The sequence below is a fragment of the Rhodanobacter sp. FW106-HT46G03 genome (assembly GCF_058789895.1).
Genome location: NZ_JBYTCC010000002.1, coordinates 129,022 through 143,897, shown reverse-complemented (window position 1 = coordinate 143,897; position 14,876 = coordinate 129,022). Strand labels below are relative to the sequence as shown.

Below are 14,876 nucleotides of genomic sequence, written 5' to 3'. Positions count from 1 at the left end.
ATCTAAGGCGCATCGTCATCCGCCAAACGGTAGCCGATCCCGTGCACGCTATGCAGCAGCGGCTTGTCGAACGGCTTGTCGATGGCCTGGCGCAGGGCATGCAGGTGTGTGCGCATGGCATTGGCGTCGCCCACTGCCTCGCCCCATAGTGCCCGGGCCAGGTCGGCGTGGCTGACCACGAGCGGCGAACGACGCATCAAAACCTCCAGCAAGCGCAGGCCTGCACGGGATACCGAGACGGAAACACCTTGGCGCCTGACCCGAAAACGGGCGGCATCGTATTCGAGATCGGCGACCCGCAAGGGCGCGCCAAGGGGGGGCTGCACGCGCCGATGCAGAGCATGCAGCCGCGCCACCAGTTCCTTCATGGCGAACGGTTTGACCAGATAATCGTCCGCACCCTCGGCGAAACCGCGCAGCTTGTCGTCCAGCGTCTCGCGAGCGGTCAGCATCAACACCGGCACATCGTGCTGGGCGGCGCGAAGCTGGCGGCAGACCTCCAGACCATCCAGCCGCGGTAGCCCCAGATCCAGCACGATCAGATCGTGCGTGCCCGTCAACGCCAAGCGCAGCCCGGTCATACCGTCGAAAGCATGATCCACCGCGAAGCCATGCAGCTCCAGGTAATCCCACAGAGTGGTTGCCAAGTCACGGTTATCTTCGACAAGCAGCACACGCAACATGGCCGCTAAGCCTCCGCGGGGTGGGTGTCGCCCGGCGTATCGCGCTGGAAACGACCGTAACGCAGGGCCAGCGTGGGCAGCACCAGCAGATTGAGCGCGGTGCTGGTGACCAATCCGCCGAGAATGACCAGCGCCATCGGCCCCTCGATCTCGCGACCCGGAGCGCCACTGCCGATCGCCAGCGGCAACAGCCCCAAGGCCGTGACCAGCGCGGTCATCAAGATGGGCGACAGGCGTTCTTGCGCACCGCGCAGGGCAGCCTCCGGTCCCCATGTCATGCCTTCGACATTGACCAGATGATCGTAGTGCGACAAGAGCATGATCGAGTTGCGCAGGGTAATGCCAAACAAGGTGACGAAACCCACCATCGAGCCGATGGAAAGGCCGCCGCCGGTGGCGAACACCGCCAGTACCCCACCGACCAGCGCGAACGGCAGATTGACCAGCACCAGCAACAAACTGCGCGTGCTGCCGAGCACCATGAACAACAACAAGATGATGGCAACACCGGCGATCAGCGAATTGATCAGCAGATCATGCGTGGACTGGCTCTGCGCCGCAGCCGCACCGCCAAACTCCACGTAGCTGCCGGGCGGCAGCGCGACCTTGGCGGCAATCTGCTGTTGGGCGGCGGCGACAAAAGCCGAGACGTTGCCCCCGCTCACGTTGGCGGTCACGGTCTGCACGCGCCGGGCACCATCATGCAAGACGACGTAGCGCCCCGCATCCTCATAGACGTCGGCCAGTTCTTTCAGTGGGACATACGTGCCGGCGGCGTTGCGAATCGGCAAGGCACCCACTTCGGCCACCTTGCCACGTTGTTGGGGCGCGAGGATGACCGAGACATTGAACACGCGGTTCCCGTCGTAGACCTGGCCGACCTGATCGCCTTGGTAGGCGGTGCGGATGGCGTCGAGCACCGTCACCGCATCGAATCCCCAATGCGCCAGCGCTTGCTTGCGCAAGCGTACGACCAACTGCGGCGTACCCGGCGGTGACTGCACTTGGACATCCGCCGCGCCGGGCAGCTGCGCCAGAATCTTCGCGACGTCCGCCGCCTTGGCGTCGAGCGTGTCCAGATCGTTGCCGTAGATATTGACCGCCACGGCGGCGGTAAAGCCCGACAGGGTTTCTTCGACACGCTCGGTCAGGAAGGTCTTGACCGCGAAGTTGACGCCGGGAAATGGTGCCAGCGCCTTGCGAATATCCGAGACAGCCGCTTCTGCCGCATCACCGCTGAGAGGTTTGAGATCGACGTTGAACTCGCTGTATTGCGTGCCCCACGTGTCGTCGGCCTTTTCGGCACGCCCGGCATTTTGCGACACCGAACGGACGAAGGGCAGCTTCAGCAGTGCGGCGGTCACATGGTTGCCGATGCGTATCGACTCCTGCAGCGAGGTCCCCGGCACCGCCGACATGTGCACGATGAAATGGCCTTCGCGCAATTCCGGCAGAAAGCTGCCTCCGAAGAACGGCAGCGCCGCCACCGCCATCAACGTCACCACTACGACCACCGTCATGACCACGCGATAGCTGGTCTCCACACGCAACAGCATGCCGCGATAACGATCCTTGGTCCAACGCACCAACGGCGCTTCGCTTTCCGGCAAGGGGCGGTTGGCCAGCAGCAAGTAGCACAAGGCGGGGGTGACCGTCATGGCGACCAGGAGCGAGGCCAGCGTCGCCAATACATAGGCAATGCCCAAGGGCGCGAACAGGCGCCCTGCGATGCCTGACATGGTCAGCACGGGAATGAACACCAACGCGATCGCCAGCGTCGCGTAGACCACCGCGCTGCGCACTTCCAGCGAAGCGTCCAGCAGCACCGTGAAGACGGCGCGGGGTACCTCGGCATGCCGATTCTCGCGCAGCCGGCGGTAGATGTTCTCCACCACGATCACCGCATCGTCCACCAGCAAACCGATGGCGATGGCCAGGCCGCCCAAGGTCATGGTGTTGAGGCTGAAGCCGAAATATTCCAATACCGTCACGGCGGCGAGCAACGACAACGGGATCGCCACCAGCGAGATCGCGGCCGTACGCAGGTTGTACAGGAACAGCATCAGCACGATCACGACGAGCACGCCGCCGATCATCAGCGAAGATTTGATGTTGCCTGTCGCCGTCGTGATGAAGTTGGCGGGACGAAATAGATCGGCATGCAAGGTGATGCCCTGCGCGGTCAGGCCCGGCTTCATACTGGCCAGCGCTTTTTCGACGCTCTGAGTGACCTCAAGTGTATTGGCACCGTACTGCTCGGAAATCACCAACTGGACGGCCGGATGGCCCATGATCGAGGACGCCCCGATGGGCGGCTCCGGGGCAACGACCACCTGCGCGACGTCACCCAAGGTGACATTTCCACCCGCCTGATGCCGCACGATGGTACCGGCGATTTCCTGCACGGTGAGCGCTTGCCCGGCGCTCTGCAGGACGATGCGCTGATTGGATGTGTCGATGAACCCGGCACCACGCACACCCGTGGCCCGACGCGCCGCCGTCAGGACGTCGTCGACCGCGAGATTGTATTTGAGCAATTGCTCCGGGTGGATCTGGACCTGGTATTCCTTGGTATCGCCCCCGAACACCGCAACCTTTGCGACGCCCGGTACCGCCAGCAACGCCGGTTTCAGCGTCCAGTCGGAGAGCGTGCGCAGCTCCATCAGCGATCGCTTGTCGGAAGTCAGGCCGATATCCAGCACCACACTGGTGGAGGAGGTCAGCGGCGACATCACCGGCACCTGCACGCCTTGCGGCAACTGGGTGGCAAGCGCACCGAGACGCTCCCCGAGATTCTGCCGATCCCGATAGATGTCGCTGCCCGGATTGAAGGTGATGGTGATCACCGACAAGCCCTGGATCGATTGCGATCGCAGCGCCTGCAGCCCCGGCAGGCCGTTGATCGCGTTCTCGATCGGTTGGGTCGCCAACACCTCCACCTGTTCGGGCGCCAACCCTGGCGCTTCGGTCTGAATCGACACCTGCGGCGGGGCGAATTCCGGAAACACGTCGTATTTGCTACGCGACAGTGTGAGCGTGCCATAGACAATCAGGATGCCCGCCAGCACCAGCACCACACCACGAAACCGCAACGAGAAGCGGACGATCGCCGCCAGCAGCCCCGGCGCGTCCTGCCTCATTGCTTGTCTCCGTCTTCACCTACGGCAATGCGTGACCGCTGCTCTTCCGAGAGCAACAATTGCGCGCCCGTTGCCACAATCGGTTCGCCCCGAGCAAACCCCTGGGCCACGAACCAGCCGCCGTCCACCGGGTTGTCGACCGGTAACGCATGGCGCACGAAACGGTCAGGCTGGTTGCGGCTATAAATCCACGATCGACCCTGCCACCACACAACCGCCGAGCCGGGAATCATCGTGCCTTGTAACGACGTGCCCGAGGGCAGATACGCGGTGACCGCCATGCCCGGCAAGAGACCTTCGGCCGACACGGCATAGAAGAAACTGGCCCCCTGCAGACGGGGATCGGTGCGTGGCGCGGGCGAGATCAAGGTGGCGGCGTGAAAGTCACCATTGACGCTCTGCACGCGCGCTTGGGCAGGGGGCTGGGCGAGTGCGGTGGTCGCCGGCAACACCACCTGGACCAGGACTTGCTGGCGAGTGACCAGACGCGTGAACAGCGGCATATTCGCATCCGCCGCCTTGGCCAAGACGTCGCCCCATTGCTGGCTTGCGGTCTGCTGCGCGGCGGTCAGCGCGGCTTGCGCCGCCCGCCAAGCGGCTTGGTCGGCATGCCATACCGCGGCGGCCGCCTGCAAGACCTTGTCGGAAATATTGCGTTCGTCGCGATGCAACGATTGCAGTCGCTGGTATTCGGCGTGGGAAGCCTGCAGCGCCGCCTCGGCCTTGTCCACCTGGGTTTGGGCGGCGACGTTGGCGTTGCGCAACGCGATCAGATCCGCTACATCCAGCACCGTTCCGAACGTTTGCAGCATCGGACGATGGGCCATGGCCTGTTGCGCGACCACGACGATCCCGCTCTGCTTCTGATCCGCCGTATCCAGCGTGACCGCCGTTTGATCCTGCACCTGCGACACGCGCGACGGCGCCTTCACCGGAGCCTCGCGCTGGGCCTCCGTGGCGCGCTCCTTCTGGCCAGCCAGGAATCCCCAGACCGCCAGAGCCAGCACGATGGCGCCCAGGATGGCCGCGAGAATGGATTTCTTGTTCATGGCTGGGAATCCTGCATGCGGGGCGCGTTTTCAAGGGTGTGAATGTCGGTCGCAAGTGCACCCAAGGGGTGCCGCATGGCATCTTCGAGCGCGCCCAGCGATTGCTGGGCCTGCAGGAGGGTATCGAGACGGGCCAGTTCGGCCGCGGCCAATTCCACCTGGGCGCCGATCAGACTCAACCGATCCGTTTCGCCCGCCTGATACAGCGCCTCGGCTGAGCGCGCCGCTTTGCGTTGGGCCGCCAGCAAGGTATCGGCGGTACCAAGTTTGCCGACAACCTGGCGATAGCCGGCCAGCGCTTGGTCGACTTCGCCGATCGCCTGCGCTTGCACGGCAAGAAAATTGGCGGCCGCCTGCTGGCGATGCGCCTGGGCTTCGGCGATCGGCCCCTGATTGTGGTTGAACAACGGCAGCACCAGCGATAGCCCCAACGACCACTTGGCCTGTGCGGCATCCCACAGAAAACCCGGACCGAGCGTGATGTCGGGATATTGCTTGGCCACTTCGCCTTGCAACGCGGCCTGACTGGCTTCGTAGTCGGCCAGCGCAGCGCGGACATCGGGGCGATCCCGCAGCGCTTGACGTTGCACGTCATGCGACGGCAACGCGCTCAGGGGTGGCATATGCTCGAACGTCGTCATCGACAGCGTGACGCCATGGAGCGCACTCACCGGCAGACCCAACGCCGACGCCAACTGCACCCGGTTTTCAGCAAGACGCTTCTGCGCTTCCTGCAGATTCAAGCTGAGCTGGTTGAGCGTGATGTGCGCCTGGATGAGCTCCGGCTGCGACGCTTCCCCCGTTGCAGTCCGCCGTTCGATCAACCTGACCAGCTCCGCTTGTCGCTCCTGTTGTCGACGCAGCAAGGGCACGGTGGGATACACGCCAAGCAAGCTGCTGCGCACGCGACGGCGGACTTGCCACGCGGTCTCCGCGATATTCAAGCGTGCCGCTTCGGCCAGTTGCTGCGCCTGTCGAATCCGGTCGCCGCGTTTGCCTGCCGTCTCGATCGGTACATTGATTGTTGGGCCCACCGTCCAGGGCGACACGCCAGCAGGGGCATCGACGTTGTATTGATTGGTGAAATCCAACGTCGGATTCGGACGGGCGCCGGCCGTGATCACTGCTGCCTCGGCGGCGCGCCATTTGGCGCGTGCCACATCGAGATCCGGCTGATAGTACAGAGCCACCCAAGTGAGGGAGCGCAGATCCCACGAGGATGGCCCCGTGGTCGGGTGGTACGCGGAGTCGTTTCGCTGCAGAAACGCCTGCAGACTCGGATCGTGCAACGAGCGGTGCTCGAACGCAGTGACGGTGGCGGCCGGTTCAATCGGCCGTGGCCGATAGCTTGCGCAGGCTGTCAAACCGAGTGCCAGGCCGACGACCACGATGCGTGTAACGTGCTTGTTCATGAATCTTCCGCGCAGGAGATCAATCGGTTCTTCACGGGAACGTGCCTGGTGCGACATACGCCTTCGGGCAACTGCCATCACGCATCATCGGTGTCCCCCTCATGGCATCGCCCGTGGGGGTGGTGCCGTTTCGTGTCGGCTGATAATGACACCGGTCGCTTCGCGGCCCAGCTCACGAAACGGCAGCCCCTCGCTCCGCAGTTGTCCCACCAGGTTGTCCGCGACCAGGGCGATCGCATCATTGCTGGAGCGCCAGCGCTGTTCGAACGTGGCGAGGTCGGCGATGTAGCCGTCCGGCCGCGACGCCAAGCCGGGCGTCAGATCATCGGAATTTTGGTCGACCACGGTGATGGGGCGCCCAAGGTAAAACGGCAACCCTCGTAAATACGCATTCACCGTGAATACCTCGGTGTGCGGCCCGAGCTCGGGCTGGATGAGACGAGCGACGGGTGCGGCGGAGCGCATGTCGACGAAGGGCTGCGATGCCACCAGCGAAAGCTGCCATCCGATCAGGGTGGCCAAGGCAAGCCCATGAATGGCGGTGCGGCGACGGTCACGATGCAAGGCCCACGTACCCACCATCGCGGCGACCGCCATCAGCAACAAGGCCAACGACACCCCGCTCAACACGTCCTCCAATACCTGTTTCGGAATCGCCGTGCGTGCAGCGAGCATGACCACGATGGCTATCGCAGCGCTGAGGGTCGCCAGAGTGGCGATCAACCAAAAACGGCGCGCCAGGGCCTGCAGCGGCAGAACCGTGGCCGCGCGTCCCAGCAACAGCGCCAAGGCAGGAAACACCGGCAGAATGTAGAACGGTAGCTGGGAATGCGAGGCCGAAAAGAACACGAAGACCACGCTCACCCAGACCAACAGGAAGCGTTGTGCGGGTTGGCTGGCACCGATAGCACGCCACCCGGTCCTGTTCCATGGCAACAGCAACGTCCAGGGAAACATGCCGAGGATCACGACGGGGAGAAAGAACCCAAAGACCTTGGAGCGACCGTCGGCCGAGGTCAAGAACCGCGTGAAATGCTCCCGGATGAAGAAATAGTCGAAGAAATCCGGATGCAGGCGGCATATCAAAATGAACCACGGCGCGCACAGCACCAGCAGCACCAGTACACCGGGCACGAGGGACACGCGCCGCAGTACCCCCCAGTCACGCTGCCACAGCATGAAGATGCCCAGGATCATGCCGGGAAACACCACGCCGATCAGTCCTTTGGAAAGCACCGCCAGGGCCAGCGCTGCCCACATCAGCAGGTTCAGTCGTGTGCGCAGATGCCGCGCGGTCGGATCGAACTGCGCCACCAGAAAACACGCCATGCCCACCGCGAGAAACGCCGTGACCCCCATATCCAGCGTGTTGATATGCGCGGCGAAAGCGAACAGTAACGAACTTCCGAGTATGGCGGCCGCGTAACCGCCTGCTTCACGACCGAATAGCCGCGCACCGGCCCAGCCGATCGCCACGATCGCCAGCAATCCGGTGAGCGCGCACCACAGGCGTGCGCTCCACGGATGCGCCCCGAAGAGCGCATAGGCGGTCGCGCTGGCCCAGTAATGCAAGGGCGGCTTATCGAAGAAGTTGAAACCATCCAGGCGGGGCGTGATCCAGTCGCCGCGGGTCAACATCTCGTAGGCGACTTCTGCATACCGCCCTTCATCCGGTTCGCCAAGCGAGCGGCCTGCCAGTCCGTAAAACCAGGCCGCGAGCCACCCGATCCCCAGCAACAAGGCGGCCCCGCTGAATCGCGCGTACCAGGCACCCGCGGTGCGAGCGTCATTTTGAACCGTGTGCTTGACGCTCATCGAGGATCCTTGATGGGGAGCGATGCGGCGACCACCGATGGCGGTGTGTCGGTGCCGCGTGGCGAGGGCATCGCCAGCACCTGACACGCCGCCTCGATCAGATAGATCGGCCGCTGTTTGACTTCCGCGTATACACGGCCGAGATATTCGCCGAGCACGCCCAATGCCAGCAGTTGCAGACCGCCCAGCACCAGAACCACCACCATCAGTGAGGGATAACCCTTGACCGGATCACCCCACAGCACCGCCTTGATAAAGACCCCTGCGCCATAGCTGAAGGCGCACACCGACGTCGCAACACCCACGGCCGTGGCCAGTCGCAGCGGCAGAATGGAAAACGACGTGATGCCTTCCACCGCCAGATTGAACAGCCGCCAGTAGTTCCATTTGGTGCGACCTGCTTGGCGAGGGCTGCGCTGGTACATCACCGCCGTATGGGGATAGCCGATCCAGCCGAACAGGCCCTTCATGAAACGTTGGCGCTCACGCAACTGGCGCAGCGCGGCCACCGCACGCGCCGACATCAGGCGGAAATCACCAGTATCGTGCGGCACGTTGAACGCCGCCATGCGCGCCATCAAACGGTAGAAGAGATGTGCCGTCGCTCGCTTGAACCAGCTCTCGCCTTCACGGTGTTCGCGAGTGGCGTAAACCACGTCGTAGCCAGCGCGCCAGCGCGCCAGCAGTTCAGGAATAAGTTCGGGCGGATCTTGCAGATCGGCATCAATGATGACGATGGCATCGGCCTCATCCGTCACGGCGTCGAGACCCGCGGTCAGTGCGGCTTCCTTGCCGAAGTTGCGGCTCAAGCGCAGCGCGCCGATGCGCGGGTCTTGGCCCATCAGCCGGTTGAGTACGAGCCATGTGCCATCGCGACTTCCGTCATCGACATAGATCACCCGCGCATCGAGCGCCATCCCATCGAGCACGCCGACAAGACGCGCATGAAACAGGGGGAGCACTTCCGCTTCGTTGTACGCGGGCACCACAACGGTGAGACGGACGGATGGGGCCACGAATATCCCTGCGCGCTATGACATCGTCGGCACAGTAATGAGCAACCCGCGCGTCCCCACTCAACGACTTCTCAATTATTCGTTAAGCGTGCTCTGGACAATTGAATCTGAAACGACCGGCCAGCGGGTCGTGTGGACGACGACGATTGACTGATCGCCTGGCACATTCACACCGGGTATCGTCACCACCTCGTTCTTGACTCTATGCTGGCACTGACGAAGCAGCGATAACGAAGCTCCTGGTCGCTGCAAAAGAACAAACTCTCCGGGCAATTTGAATGACGTCGGCCTCTGATTCTCACCGTCTGAACATCCTCACTTCTGAAGAGGTTGAAGACCTGTATGGACTGCCCAAATTTACCGACGACGACCGGAACCTTTACTTCGACCTAAGCCCAGCGGAAAAGGCCGCTGTCGACGCACGCACTCCTGCCGTCGGCCTGTATTTGGCATTGGAGTTGGGCTACTTCAAGGCCAAGCGACAGTTCTTCACCTTCGAGCAGGGCGCCGTGGCCAATGACCTGTGCTACCTGCTCGGGCAGTATTTTCCGGGCCAGACCGTCGAATCGATCAAGGCGCCATCCAGGCCCACGCGCGGTGCCATCCAGCAAACCGTTCTCGACCTATTTGGGTACCGCGTGTGCGACAACGTCGCCAAGACGGAGCTGGAGCAAAAAGCCCAGCGAATCGCAACACTGTCGACCCAACCGCTGTACATCCGGCGTGAGTCACTGCAGCACCTGAGCAACGAACGGATCGTGGCGCTGCAGTACACGACGATGCAGGACATGGTGGGACGGGTGGTGACGCACGAACGCCATCGCGTCACCCGCCTACTCGAACAGGCGATGACCCCAGCGGTCGAGCGAAGTCTCGACGACTTGCTGCGGGCCGACGAACAGATGTATCGGATCAGTGCGCTCAAGCGTGAACCGAAGGACTTCAGCTACAAGGAGCTCAAGCGCGAAGTCGAACGGCGAAAATTCTTCCAGCCGCTGCACGAGTTCGCCCAGAGCTTTCTCGTCGCGGCCGGCTTGTCCAACGAGAGCGGCAAGTACTATGCGTCGCTGGTCAAGTTCTACACGGTCTACAAACTGCAGCGCATGCCCAAGGGCACGACGCGCCTGTACCTGCTCTGTTTCGCTTTCCATCGCTTCCGACAGATCAACGACAACCTCATCGAGGCGTTCATTCATCTGGTCGACCAGTATGAAAAGCAGTCCAAACACGCCGCCGAGGCGGCGATGCAGCAGACGCTGGTGGACGCCAGCGAACACTTGCAGGCGGCGGGCGAGGTGCTTCGCCTGTTCATCGACAAGTCCATCGCCGTCGACAGCCCGTTCGCCACGGTCAAGAAGAAAGCCTTTGAACTGCTAAAGCCGGAGCGCTTCGCTGCAGTGGCCGACTACCTGCGCAACGTCGCTTTCGACAAGACCGCGTTCCAGTGGTCCTACTACACGACGCTGTCGCACCGGTTCAAGCGCAACCTTCGACACATGTTCTGCGAACTGGACTTTGCCGGCCGGGTGGAGGATGCGCCGCTGCTGGATGCGGTAATGTTCCTGCAGGAACTGTTGCGTGCCGGCAAATCGCCGCGACAGACCCCGCCGGCGCTGTTTCCCACAGCGATGATCCCGAAGGGTCTGCAGCGCCACCTCTTTACCGAGGGTGACGGAGCAGGCGATGCGAAGGATCAGGGCAAGCGATTGGAAGTCGATCGCTATGAATTCCTCGTCTATCGACTGTTACGGAACGCCCTGGAAGCCGGAGACCTGTTCGTCAAGGACAGTAATGAGTTCCGTCGCTTCGAAGATGACCTGATCAGCGACACGCGCTGGGAGCAGCGCGAGACCGTTCTACAGGAGGTTGGCGCACCGCTTCTCATGACCCCCATCGAGGACACGCTGAGCACGTTCCGTGAAGCGATAGAAACTCGATTCGCGCAAGTGAACCAGCGCATTACCGACTCCGCCAACAAACACATCAAAGTCACCGGCCGTGCCGAGAGACGACGGTGGAAGCTGATCTACCCGACGGCGGAGGAACCCGTCAGCGGGTCGTTCTATAGCCAGTTGCCCGGCACCGGCATAGCTGACCTGTTGAGATTCGTCACAGGAGCGACGGGCTTCCTGGGGGCCTTTACCCATGTGCTCGACCGCTACGTCAAGCATGCCCCCGATGCCCGTGAAATCCTCGCCTGCGTGGTCGCGCTGGGCACCAACATGGGCCTGTGGAAAATGGCGGAGGTTTCTGGCCTGAGCTTTTCGTCGTTGCAGGGCACCGCGCGCAACTACCTGCGGCTCGAAACGCTACGGGCCGCCAACGATGCCATCACCAATGCCATCGCGACCTTGCCGGCGTTCCACCTGTATGACATCCGCGACGAAATGCATTCCAGCAGCGACGGGCAGCGCATCGAAACCCAGATCGACACCATCAATTCCCGATACTCGCCGAAGTATTTCGGGTTGCAGAAGGGCGTGAGCGCCTATACGTTGGTGGCCAATCACGTGCCGATCAACGCCCGCATCATTGGTACGCACGAGCACGAAAGTCACTATGTGTTCGACCTGTTGTACAACAACACATCCGACATCAAGCCGGAGCGGCATTCAACCGATACGCACGGTACCAACCAGGTCAACTTCTGGATCTTACGCACCTTCGGGTATGGCTTCGCACCGCGCTACCGCGATCTGCACAAAAAGATGCAAACTCTGGTCGCCTTCGAGAATCCTAGTCACTACGTCGACATGCTCATCAAGCCGGCTCGCAAAGTCTACGACGAGCTGATCGTGAAGGAATGGCCCAACATCCAACGCATCATGGCCTCACTGGCACAAAAGGATGTCACTCAGGCCACCATCGTCCGCAAGCTGAGCAGCTATGCTCGCCAGAACCAGACGAAGAAGGCCCTGTGGGAGCTCGACAACGTCTGCCGCACGCTATACATCCTCGATTTCATCGATGACGTGGATTTGCGGCAAAGCGTGCAAAAAGCACTGAACCGAGGGGAGGCGTATCACCGGTTCCGCAAGGCGGTTGCCTACGTCAACGGCGGCAAGTTCCGAGTTCACACCGAAGCCGAGCAGCAGATCTGGAACGAATGCTCGCGCCTGATTGCCAACGCGATCATCTTCTACAACACGGCCCTGCTGTCCAAGGTGTATGCACAGAAGGTGGCCGCTGGCGACCAGGAGGCTATCGCCTTCTTGCGGGGAATATCACCAGTGGCCTGGCAGCACATCAACCTGTTTGGCACATTCGAATTCGACGAAAAGACAGACAAGGTCGATATCGATGCGCTTGCCGCCAGATTCGCCGATCCAGATTACTGGAACAAAGCGTTGAGGGAGATACCGGAAGTACCTCTCGGCTGATTTTACATTTTTGGGGGTTGGGCAAAATTAGCCAAATTGTTGTCGATGGCCCAGCACAGGCAGGCACCGGTGATCGCCAAGGCACCCCAGGGAATGTCGGTGTTCGTCTGACGCTGCCAGGAAAGCAGCACGCTGCCGGCAATGATCGCCAGCATGCCGAGGAATACCCGGCGATCCACATTTTCGCGGAACACCACCCACGCAATGACCGCGGTCAGCACCCCTTCCAGATTGAGCAGCAACGAAGCGGTCGAAGCGGGTGTGCGTGTGAGCCCTACCATGAGAAGGATCGGGCCGAGTACACCGCCCGCCAGCACGGCGCCCGCCAGCCACGGGACATCGCGCCGGATCAACGGCGCTTCGGTCGGCGCCTGGTGGCGTACCTTGCGCAGCAGTATCCACAACGACAGCCCGATGCCTGAACCGGCGTACAGCAATCCCGCCAGCAGCAAAGGCGGAATCGTGCCGATAAGCAACTTGGCCAATGGCGTGCTCAGTCCGAAGAGAACGGCGGCGGCCAGTGCCTGCAGGATGCTTCGTGTTTGATCGGAGTTGGGTTGTTTCATGGTCCCATGATATGGACGATGGTCGATAGATTGGGAAGAGGCGGTGCGCCATATTTGGCAAGCCAACCCCGAGGTGCAGGCCGCGCGGGCGGATATGGACGCGGCCCAGACCCGTGCGCCTTGTCCAAACGGGGGGCCGTCCAGTTGCGGAACCACCCAATGTCCGCTCCAGTGCATGTTCCACACGACCGCGAGATAGCGTGTCTCGTCGATGGGTACCGGATGCAAAATTCCATCATGCAAGCCTCCTGGGCGTCAGGAGGTTGTCTGGCCCATCGGATGATGAGCGTTGCGGCGGATCCGGCACCGTCAGATCGAGCCAGTCCAACGCGATGGTGGCGACTTCAGCGGCAAGCATGGTCCGGGTGTCGATGGCTGTATGGCCCTGTCCGCATGGACCGTATTTTTTCGAGCACGTGGCCTTGAACAGGCCGAGAGTCGGCGTGCCGCTGGCGACGGCCAGGTGCATCACGCCGCAATCCGCGCTGATGAAACCATCCATGTTCGCGATCACCGCGGCAAGGTGGCGCAGGTTGCGCGTGTAGTAACAAGGGAAATCTCCACCAAGCTGGCTTTGGCCATGTTCAGCCACCAGATCCACGATGCGAAGATCCGGTTGTCGGGCCAGCAGCGTGTGGATGAACTGCATCCACCAATCTGTGTCGTAACGTTTGTCGTCCGTGGCGTTGGCGAATATGCCGACGACAGCTGGGCCGACGACAGCTGACGTGCCATGCGATCGCTCCGTTTCGCCGAGGATTGCTGCCAGCGTCTGCCGGGCTTGCGTCATTTCAGCGTCCGATATCCGCAGATTGAGCGACGGAAAAGCTTGCCGGACCGCTCCCGCATACGCAGCGCGCAGCAGGAATACGCTGCGATGCGCCTGATGTTCTGGGCAAGGCATGGCGCGCAATGCCGCATGCCTGCTTCCATGCTCGTCCGGATATCCCAGCTTGAAACGTGCCCTGACGATGGCCAACAGCAAACGGCCGGACTGCGAGCCATAGCTGGCATCGATGGCCAGATCGTAGGTGTTGCCTCGTAGTTGTCGGAGCAAACGGGCGGTCGACCACAGATGCCGCGCGATTTTTCGCGGTAGCGAATAGATCGCACGAACCTGGAAGCGGTTGGCGAATAGGCTCTCCGCCGCACAGCCGCCGTTGACCATGTCGATCTCGGCACCGGGATACAGCGTCTCGATTTCCGTCAGCAGGGGACTGAGCAGAATGGTGTTGCCCAGGCGGTGATTGGGGCGGCAGACGAGCACGCGATGGATGCCGCGAACCGGTAGTTGGTCAGGTTCGCACAACTGTGCTTCGATGGATTTCAACAGACGCTGAAAGCAGAACGCAACGAGACAGCGCCGTAGGTGATTTCTGCGTTCGCCTGCGGCGGGTCCCGGCGGACCGTTGTTAGGCAATTGCGTCAAGTACGCCCACACCTCTGGAAATGCAGGGTGATGGCAGGCTATTTGCTGTGATCGCGGTACACGTCAATCCGCGTCGTTGTTGTCGAGCGAGTTTTCCAGCACCTTGCCGGTCTTCGCGTCGACACCAACCTCATGCGTGTTCTTGCCCGCCTTGATGTCGAACGAGTAGCGCAGTCCACTGCCGCCGGCCTCCTGCTCCAGTTCGCCGCTGACGATCCTACCGGGGAAGGTCTTCAACGCGATCCTGCGCGCCTGCATCATGCTGATTTTCGCTTGCGTGGCCGGCTGGGAAGGCGTCTGGGCCTGCGCGACCGTCACAAAGCCACACAGGGCGACCGGGAGGACGAGGATGATCGATTTGCGCATGTTTTTCTCCGGCGTGGATG

At 62.0% G+C, this 14,876-nt stretch carries 10 protein-coding genes; 1 reads left to right on the top strand and 9 read right to left on the bottom strand.

All coding sequences use genetic code 11. The features are described 5' to 3' along the window. Positions 1 to 2: 2 nt before the first annotated feature. From AC3WP6_RS16800 to AC3WP6_RS16775, 6 genes are all read right to left on the bottom strand, one after another. Positions 3 to 683 (bottom strand): response regulator transcription factor, encoded by a 681-nt coding sequence (locus AC3WP6_RS16800; protein WP_015447889.1) that lies wholly within the window; start codon positions 681 to 683, stop codon positions 3 to 5. Positions 684 to 688: 5 nt separating this feature from the next. Further along, positions 689 to 3,823 (bottom strand): efflux RND transporter permease subunit, encoded by a 3,135-nt coding sequence (locus AC3WP6_RS16795; protein WP_015447888.1) that lies wholly within the window; start codon positions 3,821 to 3,823, stop codon positions 689 to 691. Next, positions 3,820 to 4,872: an RND family efflux transporter gene (locus tag AC3WP6_RS16790; protein WP_015447887.1), complete on the bottom strand. Its 1,053-nt coding sequence runs from the start codon at positions 4,870 to 4,872 to the stop codon at positions 3,820 to 3,822. Before AC3WP6_RS16790 ends, AC3WP6_RS16795 begins: the two co-directional genes overlap by 4 nt. Further along, positions 4,869 to 6,284, bottom strand: coding sequence for a TolC family protein (locus AC3WP6_RS16785; RefSeq protein ID WP_015447886.1), 1,416 nt, complete (start codon positions 6,282 to 6,284; stop codon positions 4,869 to 4,871). Before AC3WP6_RS16785 ends, AC3WP6_RS16790 begins: the two co-directional genes overlap by 4 nt. 99 nt (positions 6,285 to 6,383) lie before the next feature. Beyond that, a complete protein-coding gene (locus tag AC3WP6_RS16780) occupies positions 6,384 to 8,099 on the bottom strand; it encodes a glycosyltransferase family 39 protein (RefSeq protein WP_015447885.1) in 1,716 nt (571 codons plus the stop codon). After that, on the bottom strand, positions 8,096 to 9,115 hold the full coding sequence (locus AC3WP6_RS16775; protein ID WP_015447884.1) for a glycosyltransferase family 2 protein: 1,020 nt from the start codon (positions 9,113 to 9,115) through the stop codon (positions 8,096 to 8,098). The genes AC3WP6_RS16780 and AC3WP6_RS16775 overlap by 4 nt, the downstream gene beginning before the upstream one ends. Positions 9,116 to 9,393: 278 nt before the next feature. On the opposite strand from AC3WP6_RS16775, the gene AC3WP6_RS16770 reads away from it, so the two are divergent. Beyond that, positions 9,394 to 12,495, top strand: coding sequence for a Tn3 family transposase (locus AC3WP6_RS16770; protein WP_492628825.1), 3,102 nt, complete (start codon positions 9,394 to 9,396; stop codon positions 12,493 to 12,495). 2 nt (positions 12,496 to 12,497) lie between these two features. Here the strand turns inward: AC3WP6_RS16770 and AC3WP6_RS16765 are convergent, their stop codons facing one another. The 3 genes from AC3WP6_RS16765 to AC3WP6_RS16755 form a co-directional block, all read right to left on the bottom strand. Beyond that, a complete protein-coding gene (locus AC3WP6_RS16765) occupies positions 12,498 to 13,061 on the bottom strand; it encodes a DMT family transporter (protein WP_492628824.1) in 564 nt (187 codons plus the stop codon). A gap of 235 nt (positions 13,062 to 13,296) precedes the next feature. Beyond that, positions 13,297 to 14,391, bottom strand: a complete 1,095-nt coding sequence (locus tag AC3WP6_RS16760; protein WP_369488099.1) for a glycosyltransferase family 9 protein — start codon at positions 14,389 to 14,391, stop codon at positions 13,297 to 13,299. 162 nt (positions 14,392 to 14,553) lie between these two features. Beyond that, positions 14,554 to 14,856, bottom strand: coding sequence for a PepSY domain-containing protein (locus AC3WP6_RS16755; RefSeq protein ID WP_369488098.1), 303 nt, complete (start codon positions 14,854 to 14,856; stop codon positions 14,554 to 14,556). Positions 14,857 to 14,876: the final 20 nt, after the last annotated feature.

Excerpts from the sequence above, each read along its gene's own strand:
- AC3WP6_RS16755 (WP_369488098.1), bottom strand. The coding sequence starts at position 14,856 with ATGCGCAAATCGATCATCCTCGTCCTCCCGGTCGCCCTGTGTGGCTTT.
- AC3WP6_RS16780 (WP_015447885.1), bottom strand. The coding sequence starts at position 8,099 with ATGAGCGTCAAGCACACGGTTCAAAATGACGCTCGCACCGCGGGTGCC.
- AC3WP6_RS16785 (WP_015447886.1), bottom strand. The coding sequence starts at position 6,284 with ATGAACAAGCACGTTACACGCATCGTGGTCGTCGGCCTGGCACTCGGT.
- AC3WP6_RS16770 (WP_492628825.1), top strand. The coding sequence starts at position 9,394 with ATGACGTCGGCCTCTGATTCTCACCGTCTGAACATCCTCACTTCTGAA.
- AC3WP6_RS16765 (WP_492628824.1), bottom strand. The coding sequence starts at position 13,061 with ATGAAACAACCCAACTCCGATCAAACACGAAGCATCCTGCAGGCACTG.
- AC3WP6_RS16795 (WP_015447888.1), bottom strand. The coding sequence starts at position 3,823 with ATGAGGCAGGACGCGCCGGGGCTGCTGGCGGCGATCGTCCGCTTCTCG.
- AC3WP6_RS16790 (WP_015447887.1), bottom strand. The coding sequence starts at position 4,872 with ATGAACAAGAAATCCATTCTCGCGGCCATCCTGGGCGCCATCGTGCTG.
- AC3WP6_RS16800 (WP_015447889.1), bottom strand. The coding sequence starts at position 683 with ATGTTGCGTGTGCTGCTTGTCGAAGATAACCGTGACTTGGCAACCACT.